The sequence below is a fragment of the Streptomyces sp. CA-278952 genome, assembly GCF_028747205.1.
Classification (GTDB): Bacteria; Actinomycetota; Actinomycetes; order Streptomycetales; family Streptomycetaceae; genus Streptomyces.
In genome coordinates, this window is the sequence record NZ_CP112880.1 from 2,051,105 (window position 1) to 2,067,331 (window position 16,227).

13 protein-coding genes and 1 pseudogene are annotated in these 16,227 nt (G+C 72.4%); 3 read left to right on the forward strand and 11 right to left on the reverse strand.

The features are described from left to right. Window positions 1-88 precede the first annotated feature (88 nt). Window positions 89-527 (reverse strand): annotated as a pseudogene (locus tag N7925_RS08895) (LysR family transcriptional regulator substrate-binding protein); the annotation flags it as partial. On the opposite strand from N7925_RS08895, the gene N7925_RS08900 reads away from it, so the two are divergent. Beyond that, complete coding sequence (locus N7925_RS08900) at window positions 456-1,439, forward strand: MDR family NADP-dependent oxidoreductase (RefSeq protein ID WP_274343557.1); 984 nt, start codon at window positions 456-458, stop codon at window positions 1,437-1,439. The pseudogene N7925_RS08895 and the gene N7925_RS08900 sit on opposite strands and share 72 nt — an antisense overlap. Window positions 1,440-1,454: 15 nt before the next feature. Here the strand turns inward: N7925_RS08900 and N7925_RS08905 are convergent, their stop codons facing one another. Beyond that, complete coding sequence (locus tag N7925_RS08905) at window positions 1,455-2,006, reverse strand: GNAT family N-acetyltransferase (RefSeq protein ID WP_265599134.1); 552 nt, start codon at window positions 2,004-2,006, stop codon at window positions 1,455-1,457. 170 nt (window positions 2,007-2,176) lie between these two features. Further along, window positions 2,177-3,247 (reverse strand): S1 family peptidase, encoded by a 1,071-nt coding sequence (locus tag N7925_RS08910; RefSeq protein ID WP_265599135.1) that lies wholly within the window; start codon window positions 3,245-3,247, stop codon window positions 2,177-2,179. Between the two features lie 201 nt (window positions 3,248-3,448). Here N7925_RS08910 and N7925_RS08915 point away from each other — a divergent pair, with 201 nt between their 5' ends. Further along, window positions 3,449-4,159 (forward strand): nitroreductase family protein, encoded by a 711-nt coding sequence (locus N7925_RS08915; RefSeq protein WP_274343558.1) that lies wholly within the window; start codon window positions 3,449-3,451, stop codon window positions 4,157-4,159. Window positions 4,160-4,330: 171 nt separating this feature from the next. Here N7925_RS08915 and pruA read toward each other — a convergent pair whose 3' ends face one another. Both pruA and N7925_RS08925 read right to left on the reverse strand, forming a co-directional pair. Continuing rightward, the gene (pruA, locus tag N7925_RS08920) at window positions 4,331-5,962 is read right to left on the reverse strand and encodes an L-glutamate gamma-semialdehyde dehydrogenase (protein WP_274343559.1); all 1,632 of its coding nucleotides are present in this window, start codon (window positions 5,960-5,962) and stop codon (window positions 4,331-4,333) included. 80 nt (window positions 5,963-6,042) lie between these two features. After that, the gene (locus tag N7925_RS08925) at window positions 6,043-6,969 is read right to left on the reverse strand and encodes a proline dehydrogenase family protein (protein WP_274343560.1); all 927 of its coding nucleotides are present in this window, start codon (window positions 6,967-6,969) and stop codon (window positions 6,043-6,045) included. 191 nt (window positions 6,970-7,160) lie between these two features. Here N7925_RS08925 and N7925_RS08930 point away from each other — a divergent pair, with 191 nt between their 5' ends. Further along, window positions 7,161-8,309 (forward strand): PucR family transcriptional regulator, encoded by a 1,149-nt coding sequence (locus N7925_RS08930; protein WP_274343561.1) that lies wholly within the window; start codon window positions 7,161-7,163, stop codon window positions 8,307-8,309. Between the two features lie 19 nt (window positions 8,310-8,328). Here N7925_RS08930 and N7925_RS08935 read toward each other — a convergent pair whose 3' ends face one another. From N7925_RS08935 to ilvC, 6 genes are all read right to left on the reverse strand, one after another. Then, window positions 8,329-9,111, reverse strand: a complete 783-nt coding sequence (locus N7925_RS08935; protein ID WP_097872023.1) for an isoprenyl transferase — start codon at window positions 9,109-9,111, stop codon at window positions 8,329-8,331. An 82-nt stretch (window positions 9,112-9,193) separates the two neighbouring features. After that, window positions 9,194-9,724 (reverse strand): hypothetical protein, encoded by a 531-nt coding sequence (locus N7925_RS08940; protein ID WP_274343562.1) that lies wholly within the window; start codon window positions 9,722-9,724, stop codon window positions 9,194-9,196. Beyond that, complete coding sequence (locus N7925_RS08945) at window positions 9,721-10,419, reverse strand: hypothetical protein (protein WP_274343563.1); 699 nt, start codon at window positions 10,417-10,419, stop codon at window positions 9,721-9,723. Before N7925_RS08945 ends, N7925_RS08940 begins: the two co-directional genes overlap by 4 nt. A gap of 125 nt (window positions 10,420-10,544) precedes the next feature. Further along, the gene (locus N7925_RS08950; protein WP_274343564.1) at window positions 10,545-13,025 is read right to left on the reverse strand and encodes a Tox-REase-5 domain-containing protein; all 2,481 of its coding nucleotides are present in this window, start codon (window positions 13,023-13,025) and stop codon (window positions 10,545-10,547) included. Window positions 13,026-13,244: 219 nt separating this feature from the next. Further along, window positions 13,245-14,837 carry a phosphoglycerate dehydrogenase gene (gene serA, locus N7925_RS08955; protein WP_265599144.1) on the reverse strand — a complete coding sequence of 531 codons (1,593 nt, stop codon included), beginning with the start codon at window positions 14,835-14,837 and terminating at the stop codon, window positions 13,245-13,247. 293 nt (window positions 14,838-15,130) lie between these two features. Further along, window positions 15,131-16,132: a ketol-acid reductoisomerase gene (gene ilvC / locus N7925_RS08960; protein WP_265599145.1), complete on the reverse strand. Its 1,002-nt coding sequence runs from the start codon at window positions 16,130-16,132 to the stop codon at window positions 15,131-15,133. Between the last annotated feature and the right edge of the window lie 95 nt (window positions 16,133-16,227).

Below are 16,227 nucleotides of genomic sequence, written 5' to 3' on the forward strand. Positions count from 1 at the left end.
GTGCGCGCACAACCGCCTCAGTCGCTCGATCGAGCGAGTCGTTCGGCTCCTACCAAGTTAGGACAGCCGGGCCGTCCTGTCTCCACAGTTACTCGGACTTCCTACTATCTGAGACGGCCGCCCTCGCGCGCTCCGCCCGCAGCTCCCGGATCAGCGCCTGCACCACGCGCGATCGTGCCTGCTCAGGGGTGGTGACATAGCCCACCCGGCGGGTGGGACGGTCAGGTCCCAGAGCGGTGATCTCCGTTCCGTCGGGTGCTCCGTACAGGGACAGACCGGGCATGAGCACCAAGGCGTACTCCTCCTCCAGCAGTACGCCGCCGACCAGCCCCGGCGGTACCGGCGAGGCGGCCCCGAGCGTCGCGAGGGCCAGGTCCGCCCGGCCGTCCAGCACCTCGCCGGCCGTGCCCCGGCCCCACCTCGCGGACCATCCGGACCACCGGCTCGATCCCGGGGTGGCGGGCCGTGAGCCGCGCCAGCACCGGTGGCAGCAGATGCAAGGCGGCGCTGCGGAAAGCGGCAATCCGGAACCGGCTCCCGGTACGGCGGTGGTGGAGAACCTCTACCTCTCGGTCGACCCGTACCACCGCGAGGAGATGGACGGCGGCTGGGAGCGGGGGGACCCGTTGGAGGGCCGTGCCCACGGCCGGGTGACGGCCTCCCGGGCCCCCGGCATCGCGGAGGGCGACCTCGTCCTGCACCGCGCGGGCTGGCGGACCCACGCCCTGGTGACACCCGGTGGACGCGGAACGCGTCCGGTGCCCGCGTACGAGGGGGTCCCGCTCACCGCCCACCTCTCGATACTCGGCGGCACCGGGCTCACGGCCTATGTGGCACTCACCCGGACGCTGGAGTTCCGGGCCGGTCAGGACCTCTTCGTTTCGGCGGCGGCGGGCGGCGTCGGCACCGCGGTGGGGAGGATCGCGCGACTGCTCGGCGCCGGACGCCTGATCGGGAGTGCGGGAACACCTGCGAAGGTCGCCCGGCTGACCGCGGAGCTCGGATTCGACGCCGCCTTCGACTACCACGACGGCCCGGTCGGCGAACTGCTGGCGCAAGCGGCCCCGGACGGCATCGACGCCTATGTCGACAACGTCGGCGGGGACCATCTGGAGGGCGCGATCTCGGCCCTCCGCGAACATGGGCGGATCGCCTGGGTCGGCGCCATCTCCCAGTACCACTCCGCGCACGAGCCGCCCGCCGCTCCGCGCAACCTCTTCGACATCGTGGAGAAGAGCCTGCGCCTGGAAGGGGTGTTGGTGCGCAACCACCCGGACGCGCAGACGGAGTTGGACGCGCTGGTGGTGCCGCGTCTGCGCGGTGGGCTGGTCGTGCCCGACGTCACCGTCGTGGACGGTTTCGAGCGGACGGTGGACGGGTTCCTCGGGATGCTGCGGGGCGAGAACACCGGCAAGATGCTGATCCGGATCGCCGACTGAGACCCGCCCCGTCCGTCACAGCAGGTCGCCGTCCCGCCAGTCGAAGTGGAGCGGGTCGCCGGGCGCGGGCAGGGGACGCCCGGCCGCGGGACGGACATAGGTGGTGCCCTCCTCCTCGGGCAGCGGTACGGGGCCGGCCGGGCCGAGGGCGCCGAGCCTGCCGGGCCAGACCTGCCAGCCGCGCGCCGCGTAGAGCGCCGCGCCGGCGTCGGAGGCGGACAGGGCCCCGAAGTCGTAGGCCGTGTCGACGACGTGTTCCAGGGCGGCCATCACCCGGTGGCCGTGGCCCGCGCGGCGGTGGTCGGCGCGGACGGCGACGGCCTCGACGTATCCGGCGCGGTAGGAACGGTCCGCGTGCAGGACACGGCGCTGGACGACGCTGCCGTGGGCGATCAGGAGGCCGTCTCCGGCGCGTACCAGGGCGTGGACGCCCCCGAGGGAGTGCTCCCAGTCCTCGTCGGCGAAGTCGCCGTCGAAGGCGGTGTCGAGCAGGGCGCGGATCCGGCCCAGTTCGGAGGCGGTGAGCTCGGAGGTGTGGGCGACGCGCACTGCGGGGGACGGGTCCATGGCCCCAGCCTGCCAGGGCCCCTCCCCCGCCCGACACCGAATTGCGCCGCCGCCACGCACGGGCCCGCCCGGACCGGGGTGCGCGGGGGTCCGGGCGGGCGGGGTGAGGCAGTGCCGGTGCGGTGGCGGTGCGGGTGCGGTGACGTGGCACCAGCGGTGACGGTGACGGCTCAGTACACCGTCACGCCGTACGCGGAGAGCGCCTCGGTGACCGGCTGGTGGATGGCCGAGCCCGCGGTGCCCGAGCAGCCGGAGCTGCCGGAGTGGATGCCGAGGGCGACGGATCCGGCGAAGTGGGCGCCGCCGCTGTCGCCGCCGGCGGAGCAGGCGGTGGTGCGGACCATGTTGTAGACGGGCCCGTCGCCGTAGTTGACGGTGACGTTGACGGCGGTGACCGTGCCGGAGGTCACCTTCGTGGTGGATCCGCTCTTCCTGATCGCCTGGCCGACGACGGCGTTGGCGGCGGAGGAGATGTCCTGGGTCGAGCCGTTGTAGAGGTCGACGGTCCCGGCGGGCGACGAGCCGTTCGTGTAGCGGACGATGCCGTAGTCGTTGGTCGGGAAGCTGGTGCCCTCCCGGACGCCGACGACCGAACCGCCCGAGCCGGCCGACCAGTTGGCGGAGATGTTGGTGCAGTGTCCGGCGGTCACGAAGTAGCGGGCCCCGCCCTTGGTGACGTTGAAGGCCGCCGAGCAGCGGCTGCCGCCGCCGTAGATCGCTCCGCCGCCCAGCACCTCGCGGTGGAAGACGCCCGGTACGCGCTTGATGTCGACCGCGCCGTCGAGCCGTTCCGCGACGGCTTCGAGACGGGCCATGTCCCGTGCGGAGACGGAGGAGTCGGCCTCGACGGCGACCCGGTTGGTGCGCGGGTCGACGCCCCAGGAGGTGCCGGTGATCTTGGCCTCGGCCTCCAGGGTCTCCATCGCGGCGTCGAGCTGGGCGGCGCTGCGGGCCACCCGGCGGACGGTGGCCCCGGTGGCGCGGGCCTGCTCCTCCGCCCGGTCGGTGGTGACGGTGACGACCAGGTTCCCGGTCTTCGCGTCGAGGTAGGTGCCGGCGGCGGCGGCCCCGAGCTGCCGTTCGACGGCGGCGTCGAGCGCGTACGCGGACGGCGCGGGGATCGCCGAGGGGATGGGCGCCACCGGGGCGTCGGCGGCGGTGGAGGGGGCGGCTCCGAGTCCGAGGGCGCCGGCGACGAGCAGCAGGGAAACACCGAGGCGCGCGCGGGAGTTGCGTCTCATGGGGGGAGCTCCTTCTGGGTGACGTGTGGGGACGTACCGAGAAGAAATTTGACATGCTCATTACTTATCCCACAAGACCGCGTGCCCGGGGCGCCGGAGGCGGACAGCCGGTCCCGCTCAGCGGACACTGACCGGGACCGGTCCCGCGCCTGTCCGAAGCCCCGCTTCCCCCGGGCCTCCCCCACCGCGCACACTGCGGCCATGTCCGACTCGACGCCCACGCCCCGGCAGTGGTCGCCCATCCATGGCGATCCGTACCGTCCCGCGCCCTACCGCCCCGAGCGGATCGCCCCGGAGGAGTCGCTCGCCCGCGCCGCCCGGCTGCGGGAACGCATGGACGAGCGCAGGACCGTCCGCGCCTTCTCCCCCGACCCTGTCCCCGAGCAGGTGGTGCGGGACGCCATCGCGTGCGCGGCCACCGCCCCCTCCGGCGCGCACCAGCAGCCGTGGACCTTCGCCCTGGTCAAGGACCCCGAGGTCCGCCGCCGGATCCGGGAGGCCGCCGAGCACGAGGAGAAGGTGAGCTACGACGGGCGGCTCGGCGAGGAGTGGCTCGCGGCGCTGCGCCCGCTGGGCACGGACGCGGTGAAGGCCCATATGACGGACGCGCCCGCCCTGATCGTGGTGTTCCAGCAGCGCTACTGGCTGGGTGAGGACGGCACGAAGCGCAAGCACTACTACGGGGACGAGTCGGTCGGGATCGCGGTGGGCATGCTGCTCTCCGCGCTGCACCTGTCCGGACTCGCCGCGCTGATCCACACCCCGAGCCCGATGCGCTTCCTCGGCGAGGTCCTGAACCGGCCCGAGAACGAGAAGGCGTTCGCCGTGATCCCCGTCGGCTATCCCGCCGACGACTGCGAGGTCCCCGACCTGGTGCGCAAGTCGCTGGACCAGGTGCTGGTGGAGATCTGAGAAGCAGCGGAGAAGCCCGGACCGGCCCGGCCCGGCCCCGATAACAGGAGACACATGGAAACCGCCCCCCGGCCGGCAGGGGGGCCGGTCGGGGGGCGGTGCTCTGGAGGGTCTTCCGTCGCCGGGAGACCCCGGGTCCGGGGCGTCGTGCTGCGGCGCCCCGGGAGGGCGTCAGCCCTGGTGGGGGTAGGTGTAGTCGGTCGGCGGGACCAGCGTCTCCTTGATGGCCCGGGTCAGGGTCCAGCGCTGGAGGTTCTGCGGGGCGCCCGCCTTGTCGCAGGTGCCGGAGGCACGGCCGCCGCCGAAGGGCTGCTGGCCGACGACGGCGCCGGTCGACTTGTCGTTGATGTAGAAGTTGCCCGCGGCGTAGCGGAGCTTGTCCATCGTGTACGCGGCCGCCGCGCGGTCGCCCGAGATGACCGAGCCGGTCAGCGCGTAGTCGGAGACCGACTCCATCTGCTCCAGCATGGCGTCGTACTTCTCGTCCTCGTAGACGTGGATCGCGAGGATCGGGCCGAAGTACTCGGTCGTGAAGACCTCGCTCCCGGCGTCGGAGCACTCGATGACGGTCGGACGGACGAAGTAGCCCACCGAGTCGTCGTAGGTGCCGCCCGCGACGACGGTGCACGCCGGGTCGGACTTCGCGCGGTCGATCGCGGCCTTGTTCTTGGCGAACGAGCGCTCGTCGATGACGGCTCCGATGAAGTTCGTCAGGTCGGTGACGTCACCCATCGTGATCGAGTCGACCTCGGCCGCGAACTCCTCCTTGAAACCGGAGTTCCAGATGGAGGCCGGGACGTACGCCCGCGAGGAGGCCGAGCACTTCTGGCCCTGGAACTCGAAGGAGCCGCGGGTCAGCGCGGTCTTCAGAATGGCGCGGTCGGCGCTGGGGTGCGCGACGACGAAGTCCTTGCCGCCGGTCTCGCCGACGAGCCGCGGGTAGGTGCGGTACTTGGCGATGTTGTTGCCGACCGTCTTCCACAGGTGCTGGAAGGTGGGGGTCGAGCCGGTGAAGTGGATGCCGGCCAGGTCGCGGTGGTTCAGCGCCACCTCGGAGACGGCGATGCCGTCGCCGGTGACCAGGTTGATGACGCCCTTGGGCAGCCCGGCCTCCTCCAGGAGCTGCATCAGCAGCACGGCGGCGTGGGTCTGGGTCGGGGACGGCTTCCACACCACGACGTTGCCCATGAGGGCGGGGGCGGTGGGGAGGTTGCCCGCGATGGCCGTGAAGTTGAACGGGGTGATCGCGTAGACGAAGCCCTCCAGCGGGCGGTGGTCCATGCGGTTCCACACGCCCGGGGAGTTCGCCGGGGGCTGCTCGGCGAGGATCTGGCGCGCGTAGTGCACGTTGAAGCGCCAGAAGTCGATGAGCTCGCAGGGGGTGTCGATCTCGGCCTGCTGGGCGGTCTTGGACTGACCGAGCATGGTGGAGGCGGCCAGCGTCTCGCGCCAGGGGCCGGCCAGCAGCTCCGCGGCGCGCAGGATGATCGCCGCGCGGTCGTCGAAGGCCATCGCGCGCCAGGCCGGAGCGGCGGCCAGGGCCGCGTCGATGGCGTCCTGGGCGTCCTGCTCGGTGGCGCCGGCGAAGGTGCCGATGACGGCCTGGTGGTTGTGCGGCTGTACGACGTTCACACGCTCGCCGCCGCCCATCCGCTTCTCGCCGCCGATGGTCATCGGCAGGTCGATCGGGTTCTCGGCGAGCTCCTTGAGCTTCAGCTCGAGGCGGGCGCGCTCCGGGGAGCCCGGGGCATAGGAGTGAACCGGCTCGTTGACCGGCGCGGGGACCTGGGTGACGGCGTCCATGGTTGCCTTGTCTCCTTTGGTGTCGGCGGGGATGGGTGTGTCGGCCGTGGCCGGTTCAGCCCCGGGTCGGGGCCGGGCGCTCAGCCCTTGGTGAGGATCGAGCGGCCGAAGAACAGCAGGTTGGCCGGCTTCTCCGCGAGGCGGCGCATGAAGTATCCGTACCAGTCGGTGCCGTACGCCGTGTAGACGCGCATCCGGTGGCCCTCGGCCGCGAGCCGGACGTGCTCGTCGCTGCGGATGCCGTACAGCATCTGGAACTCGTACTCATCCAGTTTGCGCCCGGCCTGGCGGCCCAGCTCCTGGGCGATGGCGATGAGACGGGGATCGTGGGACCCGATCATCGGGTAGCCCTCGCCCTCCATCAGGATCCGGGTGATGCGGACGTACGCCTTGTCGATCTCGGCCTTGTCCTGGTACGCGACGGAGGCGGGCTCCTTGTAGGCGCCCTTCACGATGCGTACCCGGCTGCCCGCGGCGGAGAGCCTGCGGGCGTCGTCCTCGGTGCGGAACAGGTAGGACTGGATGACGCAGCCGGTCTCCGGGAAGTCCTTCCGCAGCTCCTCGTGGATGGCGAACATCGAGTCGAGGGTGGTGTGGTCCTCGGCGTCCAGGGTGACCGTGGTGCCGATGGCGGCCGCCGCCTCGACGACCGGGCGCACGTTGGCGAGGGCCAGCTCGTGGCCGCCTTCCAGCGCTTGGCCGAACATGGACAGCTTCACGGACATCTCGGCGCGGGTGCCCAGGCCGAGGTCCTTCAGACGCTCGACGAGCTCCAGGTACGCGTCACGGGCGGCCTCGGCCTGCGCGGGGGTGGTGATGTCCTCGCCGACGACGTCGAGCGTGACCTCCAGGCCCTTGTCCGCGGCGTCCTCCACGATGGGCACGACCTGGTCGACGGTCTCCCCGGCGATGAAGCGGTCGACGACCTGCTTGGTGCCGGGCGCGGCCGAGACGAACCGGCGCATCTTGTCGCTGCGCGATGCGGCGAGAATCACGGGACCCAGCACGGGGCACCTCCACGAATGTACGGACGAAGAGCCGTAACGGTACGAACGTGAACGGACCGGTACGGCACGGATAACCACCGTGAAATCTAGGGACCGCTCCGATCCTGTGCCATCGACACCTGTCACGCATCCGTGGCCGCCATCTCAGACATCTGTCTGAAGAAAGGTGCGAAGGGGTGCAGAATGGCGGAGTGACAGGCGATTACCAGGAACTGGTCGACGAGATCTCGGCCCTCCTCGACGCCCCGGCCACCCTGGAGAACCGGGATTTCGGCCTGGTCGCCTTCGGAGCCCACGACAGCGACGACGACTCCGCGATGGACCCGGTCCGCACCCGGTCGATCCTGACCCGGCGCTCCACGCCCGCCGTGCGCGCCTGGTTCGAGGGGTTCGGCATCACCCGGGCGACCGGGCCCGTCCGGATCCCCGCCGCCCCCGAGGCCGGGGTGTTCCGGGACCGCGTCTGCCTTCCCGTACGCCATCGGGGCGTCGTCCTCGGTTACGTCTGGCTCCTCGACGCCGACCCCGGCCCGACCGACGAGCAGTTGACCGCCGCGATGGAGGTCGCCGCCCGGATCGGGGCGCTGCTCTCCGACGAGGCGCGGGCGGGCGCCGACCTGTCGCGGGAGTTCGGCGCGGTGCTCACGGCGGGCCCCGGCCGGCAGCGCGACACCGCCGTCGCCGCGCTGGGCGAGGCCCTGGGGCCGGACGCGGCGGGGCTGCACACGGTGGTCTGCGTGACCCCGTGGGCGGACGACACGCCCTCGGTACGGGGGGTGGGCTCGGCGGCCGCCCTGGCGACGGTCGCCGCGCCGGGGGGAGCCGGGCCACTGTCGCTGGCCGCGCTCGTCCGGCTGCGCGCGCCGGACCGCCTCGACCCGGCCCTGAGCGCCGCGGACCGGTTGCGCACCGATGCCGGCCCGGCCGCCACCGGGGGGATCGCCACGCCGCGCCGGGGCCTGGACGAGCTGCCGGTCTCCTGGCGCGAGGCCACGGCGGCGGCCCGCGCGGCACGGGCCGAGAGCCGCCTCGGCCCGGTCGCCCGGTGGTCGGCGATCGGCCCGTACCGTCTGCTGACCGCCCTCCCGGGCACCGGCGACACCCCCGGGGACCCGGCGGTCGCCCCGCTGCTGACCTCGCCGCACCGGGAGCTGGCGCACACCGCCGAGGTGTTCCTGGACTGCGCGGGCCAGGCGGGCCGGACGGCCGCCGCGCTGGGCATCCACCGCCAGACGCTCTACTACCGGCTCTCCCGGATCCAGCAGATCACCGGCCTCGACCTGAACGACGGCGAGGACCGGCTCCTGCTGCACATGGCGGTGAAGCGGGCCCGGCTGTAGGGGGCGCCCGGCGGGCCCGTCACTTGCCGAAGCGGCGTTCCCGGTTCGCGTACGAGCGCAGCGCGCGCAGGAAGTCCACGTGCCGGAAGGCCGGCCAGTAGCAGTCCACCCAGTGCATCTCGGCGTAGGCGGACTGCCAGAGCAGGAAGCCGGACAGCCGCTGCTCCCCGGAGGTGCGGATGATGAAGTCCGTGTGGTCGGCGACGGGCGAGTAGAGGTGCCGGGAGATGTCGTCGATCCCGAACCGGGCGACCAGTTCGGCCGGGTCGCCGCCGGCCGCGATGTGCTCCTCGAAGGCGCTCTTCACGGCGTCGACGATCTCCCGCCGGCCGCCGTAGCCGACCGCCACGTCCACCTTGAGGCCGCCGCGCCCGGCCGTGGCGGCGGTGGCCTCCTTGAACACCCGGGCGCTGGCGCCGGGCAGCATGTCGAGCGAGCCGATCGCCCGGACCTCCCAGTCGCGGCCCTCGGCGGTGATGTCCCGGACGGTCTCCTCGATGACCTCGATCAGCGGGCCGAGCTCTTCGGCGGGGCGGCCCAGGTTGTCGTCGGAGAGCATGAAGAGGGTCACGTGCTCGATCCCGGCGGCCGTGCACCAGCCCAGGAACGTGGTGACCTTGGCGCCGCCCGCCCGGTAGCCCTCCCGGACGTCCGTGTGCCCGGCCTTCCGGGCCCAGCGCCGGTTGCCGTCGACCATGATCCCGACGTGCTGGGGGCGCGGCAGGCCCACCAGGGTGGCGGCGAGCCGACGCTCGTACACCGCTTCGATCGGCCGTCGGAGGAACAGGGGAAGCAGCTTCATGGGCCCACTCCATCACAGGACCGCCCGTGCCGGAGGACCCCGCCGGCGGGCCCGGACGCCTCGGGCGTGTTCCGGCCGGTCCTCACAACGGGCTGTCCTCGTCGTCCGGTTCGGTGATCGGACGGTCGCTGACCAGGGCGGCCAGCACCAGGGGCGCGTCGCCGTCGCTGTGCCCCACGGTCAGGGCGATCCACCGGCCGTCGGGGGCGAGAGGCCCCCAGACCACCAGGTCTCCGTACAGGTCTGCGGTGAACAGCGCCTCGAACAGAGGCTCCACGGGCGCCCCGGCCTCCCACCGCAGCAGCGCCACGTGCAGCCGCACCGGCCGGTGCGGGCCCCAGTGGTCGTCCAACATCCGTGCCAGCAAGGCCAGATGGCCCTCGGCGGCCTCCACGGCTTCGTTCCACTCGGGGGCGTACACACCGGTGAGTGAGTGCCCCTCCCAGAGCGGCACGATCCGGAAGCCCTCCCCGACGGTGACCGTCCACTCGTCGGTGGCCGGGTCGCTCTCGGCGGCGGTGGGGCCGGTCGCCGGTACGGGGGCGGCGAGGAGCCCGGCCACCTCCGCCGCCGCGCGCTCCGCGTCGAACTCCTCGCCCGCCCGGGAGCTCACAGGGCCGCCCGGTCCATCGGGCGGGGCAGCGGCGCCAACGCCCCCGCCTCGAGCAGCCGCCGGTACACCCGCACCACGCCCGCACTGTCGCCCGGGGCCGCGATGCTCAGCAACTCCCCGCCGCCGGGCTGGGGTTCACGGACGACCCCCAGGTCTTCGGGGACGAGGGCGGCGCGGGCCGGGGAGAGATAGCCGGTCCGGCCGACGACCGGGTCGCCGACGGAGTAGCCGGCGTCGTCCTCCAGCGCGTCCAGCACGTCGTCGTCGCTCACGTCGCCGAAGTCCGGCTCCCACACCCGGGCGACGAGCGACAGGAGCGCCTCCTCGGGGACCACGGCCTCGTCCGGGGCGTGCAGGATGATCGCGAGCGACTGGAGCAGGAACTCCGGCGCCCCGCCGGCCAGTCCGCTGACCTCGGCCTCCCAGCCGCGCGCCCCGGTGCCGACGAGCCGCAGCCCGGTGCCGGTGAGGTCCGACCAGTCGGCCGCGCTCTGGGCGGTGCGGACCGCGTCGAGCAGGGCGTCCCCGTCGGGGGTGAACGCGGTGGCGGGGCCGTTCCCATGGACCTGACTCCAGGCGTCGGCCGCCTGCGGGACCAGCTCGGCGAACCCGTCGAGGGTCCGCAGCCACCGTTCGGCAAGCGCCTCGGCCGGCTCCGGCCGGGGACCCCAGAAGCCCCGCACTACACGTCGCATGCTCATCTCTCCTCCGTCGGCCCGGCCACAGCGCACGGTCCCCCGGCCGGACGGCGGCCGGGATCACCACGCGTGCAGGCTACAAGGCGCCCCCAGGACGAGGACGGCATGCGTCCCGGCGCGGCCTACTCGTCGAACGCCCCCGGCTTCCTGGTGCTGTCGTTGGGCTTCGTCGGGCTGTGGACCACCTTGACCGGCAGCCCTTCGTCCCGGAAGGCCCTGCGGGCGGCCTTGGCCACCTCCGGGTCGGAGAAGTGCCACTCCACGCTCCGGCCGCCGGACGCCTCCACCTGGGCGCGCGCCTCGGTGACGAACTTGTCCTTGCCCGAGGGGGTGAGAGCGCCGCTGCCGGACGTGGACAGATAGCTGCCGTAGCCGTTCTTGGCCTCCAGGAACGTCTGCCGGGAGGAGTCCCAGCCGTCGTACTCCACCGCCGGCTTGCCCTCCCGGGGATGCGGCACGACGTACTCCTGGCCCCGGTTGGTACCGGTCACCTGCTCCTGGTAGCGCAGCCAGGACTCGTTCTTCCAGTTGGGCGCGGGGTTGCGGTCCCGGCTCGCCCAGTAGCCGTCGCCCGCGTCGGCGTCCCCGAGCGTACGGTCCTCCAGGTCGTCGGCCCAGGACGGCGGGTTGTAGTTGCGCGGGTCGGAGGTGTCGTTGCGCTGCGCCTGCGGGTACTTCTTCTTGTCCACCTCGGCCTTGCGTGCCCTCTCGGGCTCCTCCAGCCTCTTCCGCTCCAGGTGGGCGGCCCGCTCGGCTGCTCGCGCCTGGGCGGCGGCCGCCTTGGCGGCCTCGTCGCACCCGCCGTTCGCGGCGACGATCCGGTCCGGGGAGCCGCCCGCCAGCACGCCGGTGCCCGAGCCGGGGACTCCGGTGGCCCCGCCCCCGCCGTACCGCACGCGCGGCGGGCCCGAGGCGATGGCGCAGCCGGTCCGGCGGGCCGCGTCCTCGGCGGTGTCCGCCGCGTCGTCGGCCTCCTTCGCCGCCTTTCGCACGCCGTCGAGGTCGCCGGCCTCGGCCGCCTTGCGGGCCCTGCGGGCCGCCGCCCCCGCATCGTCAGCGGCCCTCGCCACGGCTCCGGCGACCTTGCCCAGCGCACCGAGTTTGCCGACCTTGCCGACGACCTTCCCGACGTTGTAGCCGGGGATGAAGATCGAGCCGATGTTCCAGATCACGTCGGTGACGGCCCGGGTCTTCTCACCGTTGTTCCAGCGCTCGCGGACCTCGTCCCCGACGAACACGTCGTCGCCGACCGTGACCACCGTGCCGACGGACGCCCTGCCCCAGTCCAGGAGCGCGCCCAGGTAGTCGCCGTCCGCCCACTTGTCGCCGGCGCCCGCGGAGTCCTTCGTCCACTGGTCGCCGAGCTGCTTGCCGTAGTCGGCCAGGCCCGACCAGGTCTCCGGCTTGAACAGGTCGATGATCCCGGTGATGTCGCCCCAGAGCCCGTCGACCACGAGGCCCTTGACGACCTGCGTCGTACGGTCCCAGGCGCAGCCGAAGAAACCCCAGCCGCCGCAGTCCTCCTGCTCCTCGGCCTGCTCGCCCCCTTCCTCGCCCTCGCCCTCACCGTCGTCGGACGCCTGTACGTCGTGGGCGGCCTCGGGCTCCTCGTCGTCCTCGGGGAAGGTGTCCTCGCCGGTGCCGGGGCGGCCGGTGTCGTCGGGGCCGCCGGTGCCGCCGCCGGTCGTGGTCGAGCCTTCGGGCCCGCCCGAGCCCTCGGATCCGCCCGAGCCCTCGGTGCCTCCGGTGGAGCCGGTGCCTCCGGTACCGCCGGTGCCCTCACCACCGGTGGCCCCCTCCGTGGATCCTCCGGTGACGCCGCCCGTGGTCGTCGAACCGCCGTCGGCTCCCTCGTCCGTACCGCCGTCGGTTCCCCCGTCCGCGCCACCGTCAGCTGCCCCGTCCGTACCCCCGCCCGTACCGCCGCCCGGGCGGTCCCCCGCCTCGACGGAGCCGCTGCCCGGGGAGACCGGGCAGGAGCTGCCGGTCAGCGAGCAGATCGCGGACTGGAGGCCCTCGGTGATCCGGCCGCCGAGGCCGCCCACGGTCAGGGCCCCGATCAGCGCGACGACGATCAGGACCAGGCCCAGGTACTCCAGGGCGGTCTGCCCCCGGTCCCGCTTCCAGGTGATCATGTGCGGGAGCGAGAATTTCGGCGGCTGCCCCCGTTCGCCGGACGGCAGCCGGAACCACGCCCGGCTCCCCGCGCGGCTGATCAGGACGGTGATCAGGATCGGCAGGACCAGCTGGGTCAGCCCGTCCGGCGACCCGTCCCCGAGGTTGGCGAGGCCCCCGAGGATCAGCCACACCTGTACGGCGACGATGCCCCACCGCACCCGTGTGCCGCCGGTCCGTACGTGCCGGGCCAGCAGCGCCGCGAGCACCCCGGGCGCGGAGGCGTACAGCAGGATGCCGAGCACCTCGGCGCCCATCGCGTCCGCGGCGAGGGCCGAGCCGGACAGGCCGATCGCCCCCAGCAGCGTCGCCCCGAACAGCACGAGGAGCAGCACGCGGACCAGGACGAGCGGGCGCGGAAGTTCACGCCGCGGGGCGACGGCCGGAGCCGGGCCTCCCGCTACGGGTATGCCACCGACAGCAGACATACGTGATCCGACCCCCGGCGCCCATGAGTGACATGACAACCGGTCACCCTAGGGGCGAGGACCCGCTCACGTCGTGGGCCCCAGGACCCAACCCCGGGCCCACCTCGCGGGGTTGACCGGGACACGGATAAGCAACGTACCCGGCAGCGGGGCCGCTCGTACGGGACGAGCGGGCCTGCTACCGGGTACGGAGCGGGGTCGTGCGATTGAGCGCCTGCGTCAGTCGGTGAGGTTCACCGAGCGGGCCGAGGAGGCGCCGATCTCCTCGGCGATCTCGGTCAGCACCGGCTGCGGGACGGTGTCGTCGACGGTGAGGACGACGAGCGCCTCGCCGCCCACGGCGGCCCGGGACACCTGCATGCCCGCGATGTTCAGCCCGGCCTCGCCGAGGATCTTGCCGACCGCGCCCACCACGCCGGGACGGTCCTGGTAGCGCAGGACGACCATGTGGTCGGCGAGCGCCAGATCGACGTCGTGCTCACCGATGGCGACGATCTTCTGGAGGTTCTTCGGGCCGGCCAGCGTGCCGGAGACCGCGACCTCCTGGCCGTCGGAGAGGGTGCCGCGCACGGTGACCACGTTGCGGTGGTCGGGCGACTCGGAGCTGGTGGTGAGGCGGACCTCTACACCGCGCTCCTGCGCGAACAGGGGGGCGTTGACGTAGCTGACGGTCTCGTCGACGACGTCCTCGAAGACGCCCTTGAGGGCGGAGAGCTCCAGCACCTTGACGTCGTGCTGGGTGATCTCGCCGTACACCTCGACGTCGAGCCGGGCCGCGACCTCGCCCGCGAGCGCGGTGAAGATCCGGCCGAGCTTCTCGGCGAGCGGCAGGCCGGGGCGTACGTCCTCGGCGATGACGCCGCCCTGGACGTTGACCGCGTCCGGGACCAGCTCGCCGGCCAGGGCGAGGCGGACGGACTTGGCGACCGCGATGCCCGCCTTCTCCTGCGCCTCGTCGGTGGAGGCGCCGAGGTGCGGGGTGCAGACGACCTGGTCGAACTGGAACAGCGGGGAGTCCGTGCAGGGCTCCTTCGCGTACACATCGAGGCCGGCGCCCGCGACGCGGCCCTCCTTCAGCGCGGAGGCCAGGGCCTCCTCGTCGACGATCCCGCCGCGCGCGGCGTTGACGATGCGGACCGAGGGCTTCACCTTGTGCAGCGCCTCGTCACCGATGAGACCGAGGGTCTCGGGGGTCTTGGGCAGGTGCACCGTGATGAAGTCGGCGACCTCCAGCAGCTCGTCCAGGCTGAGGAGCTTGACGCCCATCTGCGCGGCGCGGGCCGGCTGGACGTAGGGGTCGTAGGCGACGATCTTCATGCCGAAGGCCGACATGCGCTGGGCCACCAGGACGCCGATGCGGCCGAGGCCGACGACGCCGAGGACCTTCTCGCTGAGCTCGACACCGGTGTACTTGGAGCGCTTCCACTCACCGTTCTTGAGCGCGCTGTTGGCCTGCGGGATGTTGCGCGCGGTGGCCACCAGCAGACCACAGGCCAGCTCGGCCGCGGTGACGATGTTGGAGGTCGGGGCGTTGACGACCATCACGCCGGCCTTGGTGGCCGAGGAGACGTCGACGTTGTCCAGGCCGACGCCGGCGCGGGCCACGACCCGGAGCTTCTTGGCGGCGGCGATGGCCTCGGCGTCGACCTTGGTGGCGGAGCGCACCAGGATGGCGTCGACGTCGACGATCGCGGGGAGAAGCTCGGCGCGGTCCGCGCCGTTGCAGTGCCGGATCTCGAAATCCGGACCCAGGGCGTCGACCGTGGCGGGCGACAGCTCTTCAGCGATGAGTACGACAGGTTTCGAGCTCACGTGAGTCCTCACAAGTCCAGTGCGGACGGCCGTCCCGACGGCCGCAGGCGGTGGAGGGGCTAGCCGCGTGGAAGACGCACGACACTGTGGGCCCTGACGCGTGTATCTGTTGAGAAGTGTAGTCATGCGACGCGCCTCGTACTGCGCCCCGGTGGAAGGATCACCCGCACGAGGGTGGACGTGGTGTACACCCGTACGGAACTGCCCCTCCGGTACCCCCGTACGGAGCGGCTTCTCCGGTTACCGCGGAGCGGGGCGGGTCCGTCGAGGACCCGCCCCGCTCCCGAAAAGGCCTAGGCCTCTTCGTCGTTCACCCAGCTCATGAGCTTGCGCAGCTCACGGCCCGTGGTCTCCAGCAGGTGGTCGCTGTCGGCCTTCTTGTACTCGTTGTACTTGGGCAGACCGTTGTGGTACTCCGCCATCCAGGCCTTGGCGAAGGTGCCGTCCTGGATCTCGGTGAGGACCTTCTTCATCTCGGCCTTGGTGTCGGCCGTGATGATGCGCGGGCCGGTGACGTAGTCGCCCCACTCGGCGGTCTCCGAGATGGACCAGCGCATCTTGTCCAGGCCGCCCTCGTACATGAGGTCGACGATGAGCTTCAGCTCGTGCAGGCACTCGAAGTACGCGATCTCGGGCTGGTAACCGGCCTCGGTCAGCGTCTCGAAACCGGCCTTGACCAGGGCGGCGGTGCCACCGCAGAGGACGGCCTGCTCACCGAACAGGTCGGTCTCGGTCTCCTCGGTGAAGGTCGTCTTGATGACGCCGGCGCGGGTGCCGCCGATGCCCTTGGCGTACGAGAGGGCGAGCTCCAGGCCCTTGCCCGAAGCGTCCTGCTCGACCGCCACGATGCAGGGGACGCCGCGGCCCTCCTCGTACTGACGGCGGACCAGGTGGCCGGGTCCCTTGGGGGCGACCATGCAGACGTCGACGCCGGCCGGCGGCTTGATGAAGCCGAAGCGGATGTTCAGGCCGTGGCCGAAGAACAGCGCGTCGCCGTCCTTGAGGTTGTCCTTGACGGACTCCTCGTAGACCTGGGCCTGGATCGGGTCCGGGACGAGGATCATGATGACGTCGGCCTCGGCGGCGGCCTCGGCCGGGGTCACCACGCGCAGGCCCTGCTCCTCGGCCTTGGCCTTGGACTTCGAGCCCTCGTGCAGACCGACGCGGACGTCGACGCCGGAGTCACGGAGCGACAGCGCGTGGGCGTGGCCCTGGCTGCCGTATCCGAGAACCGCGACCTTGCGGCCCTGGATGATGGACAGGTCGGCATCGTCGTCGTAGAACAGCTCGGCCACTGGGTCTTCTCCTTGGTGTGCAGGTGTTACGTCCCACCGTACGGCGGGGGCGTCGTGTATGTGATCGGGTCTCGCCATGCGAGCGGCGCGGGCGC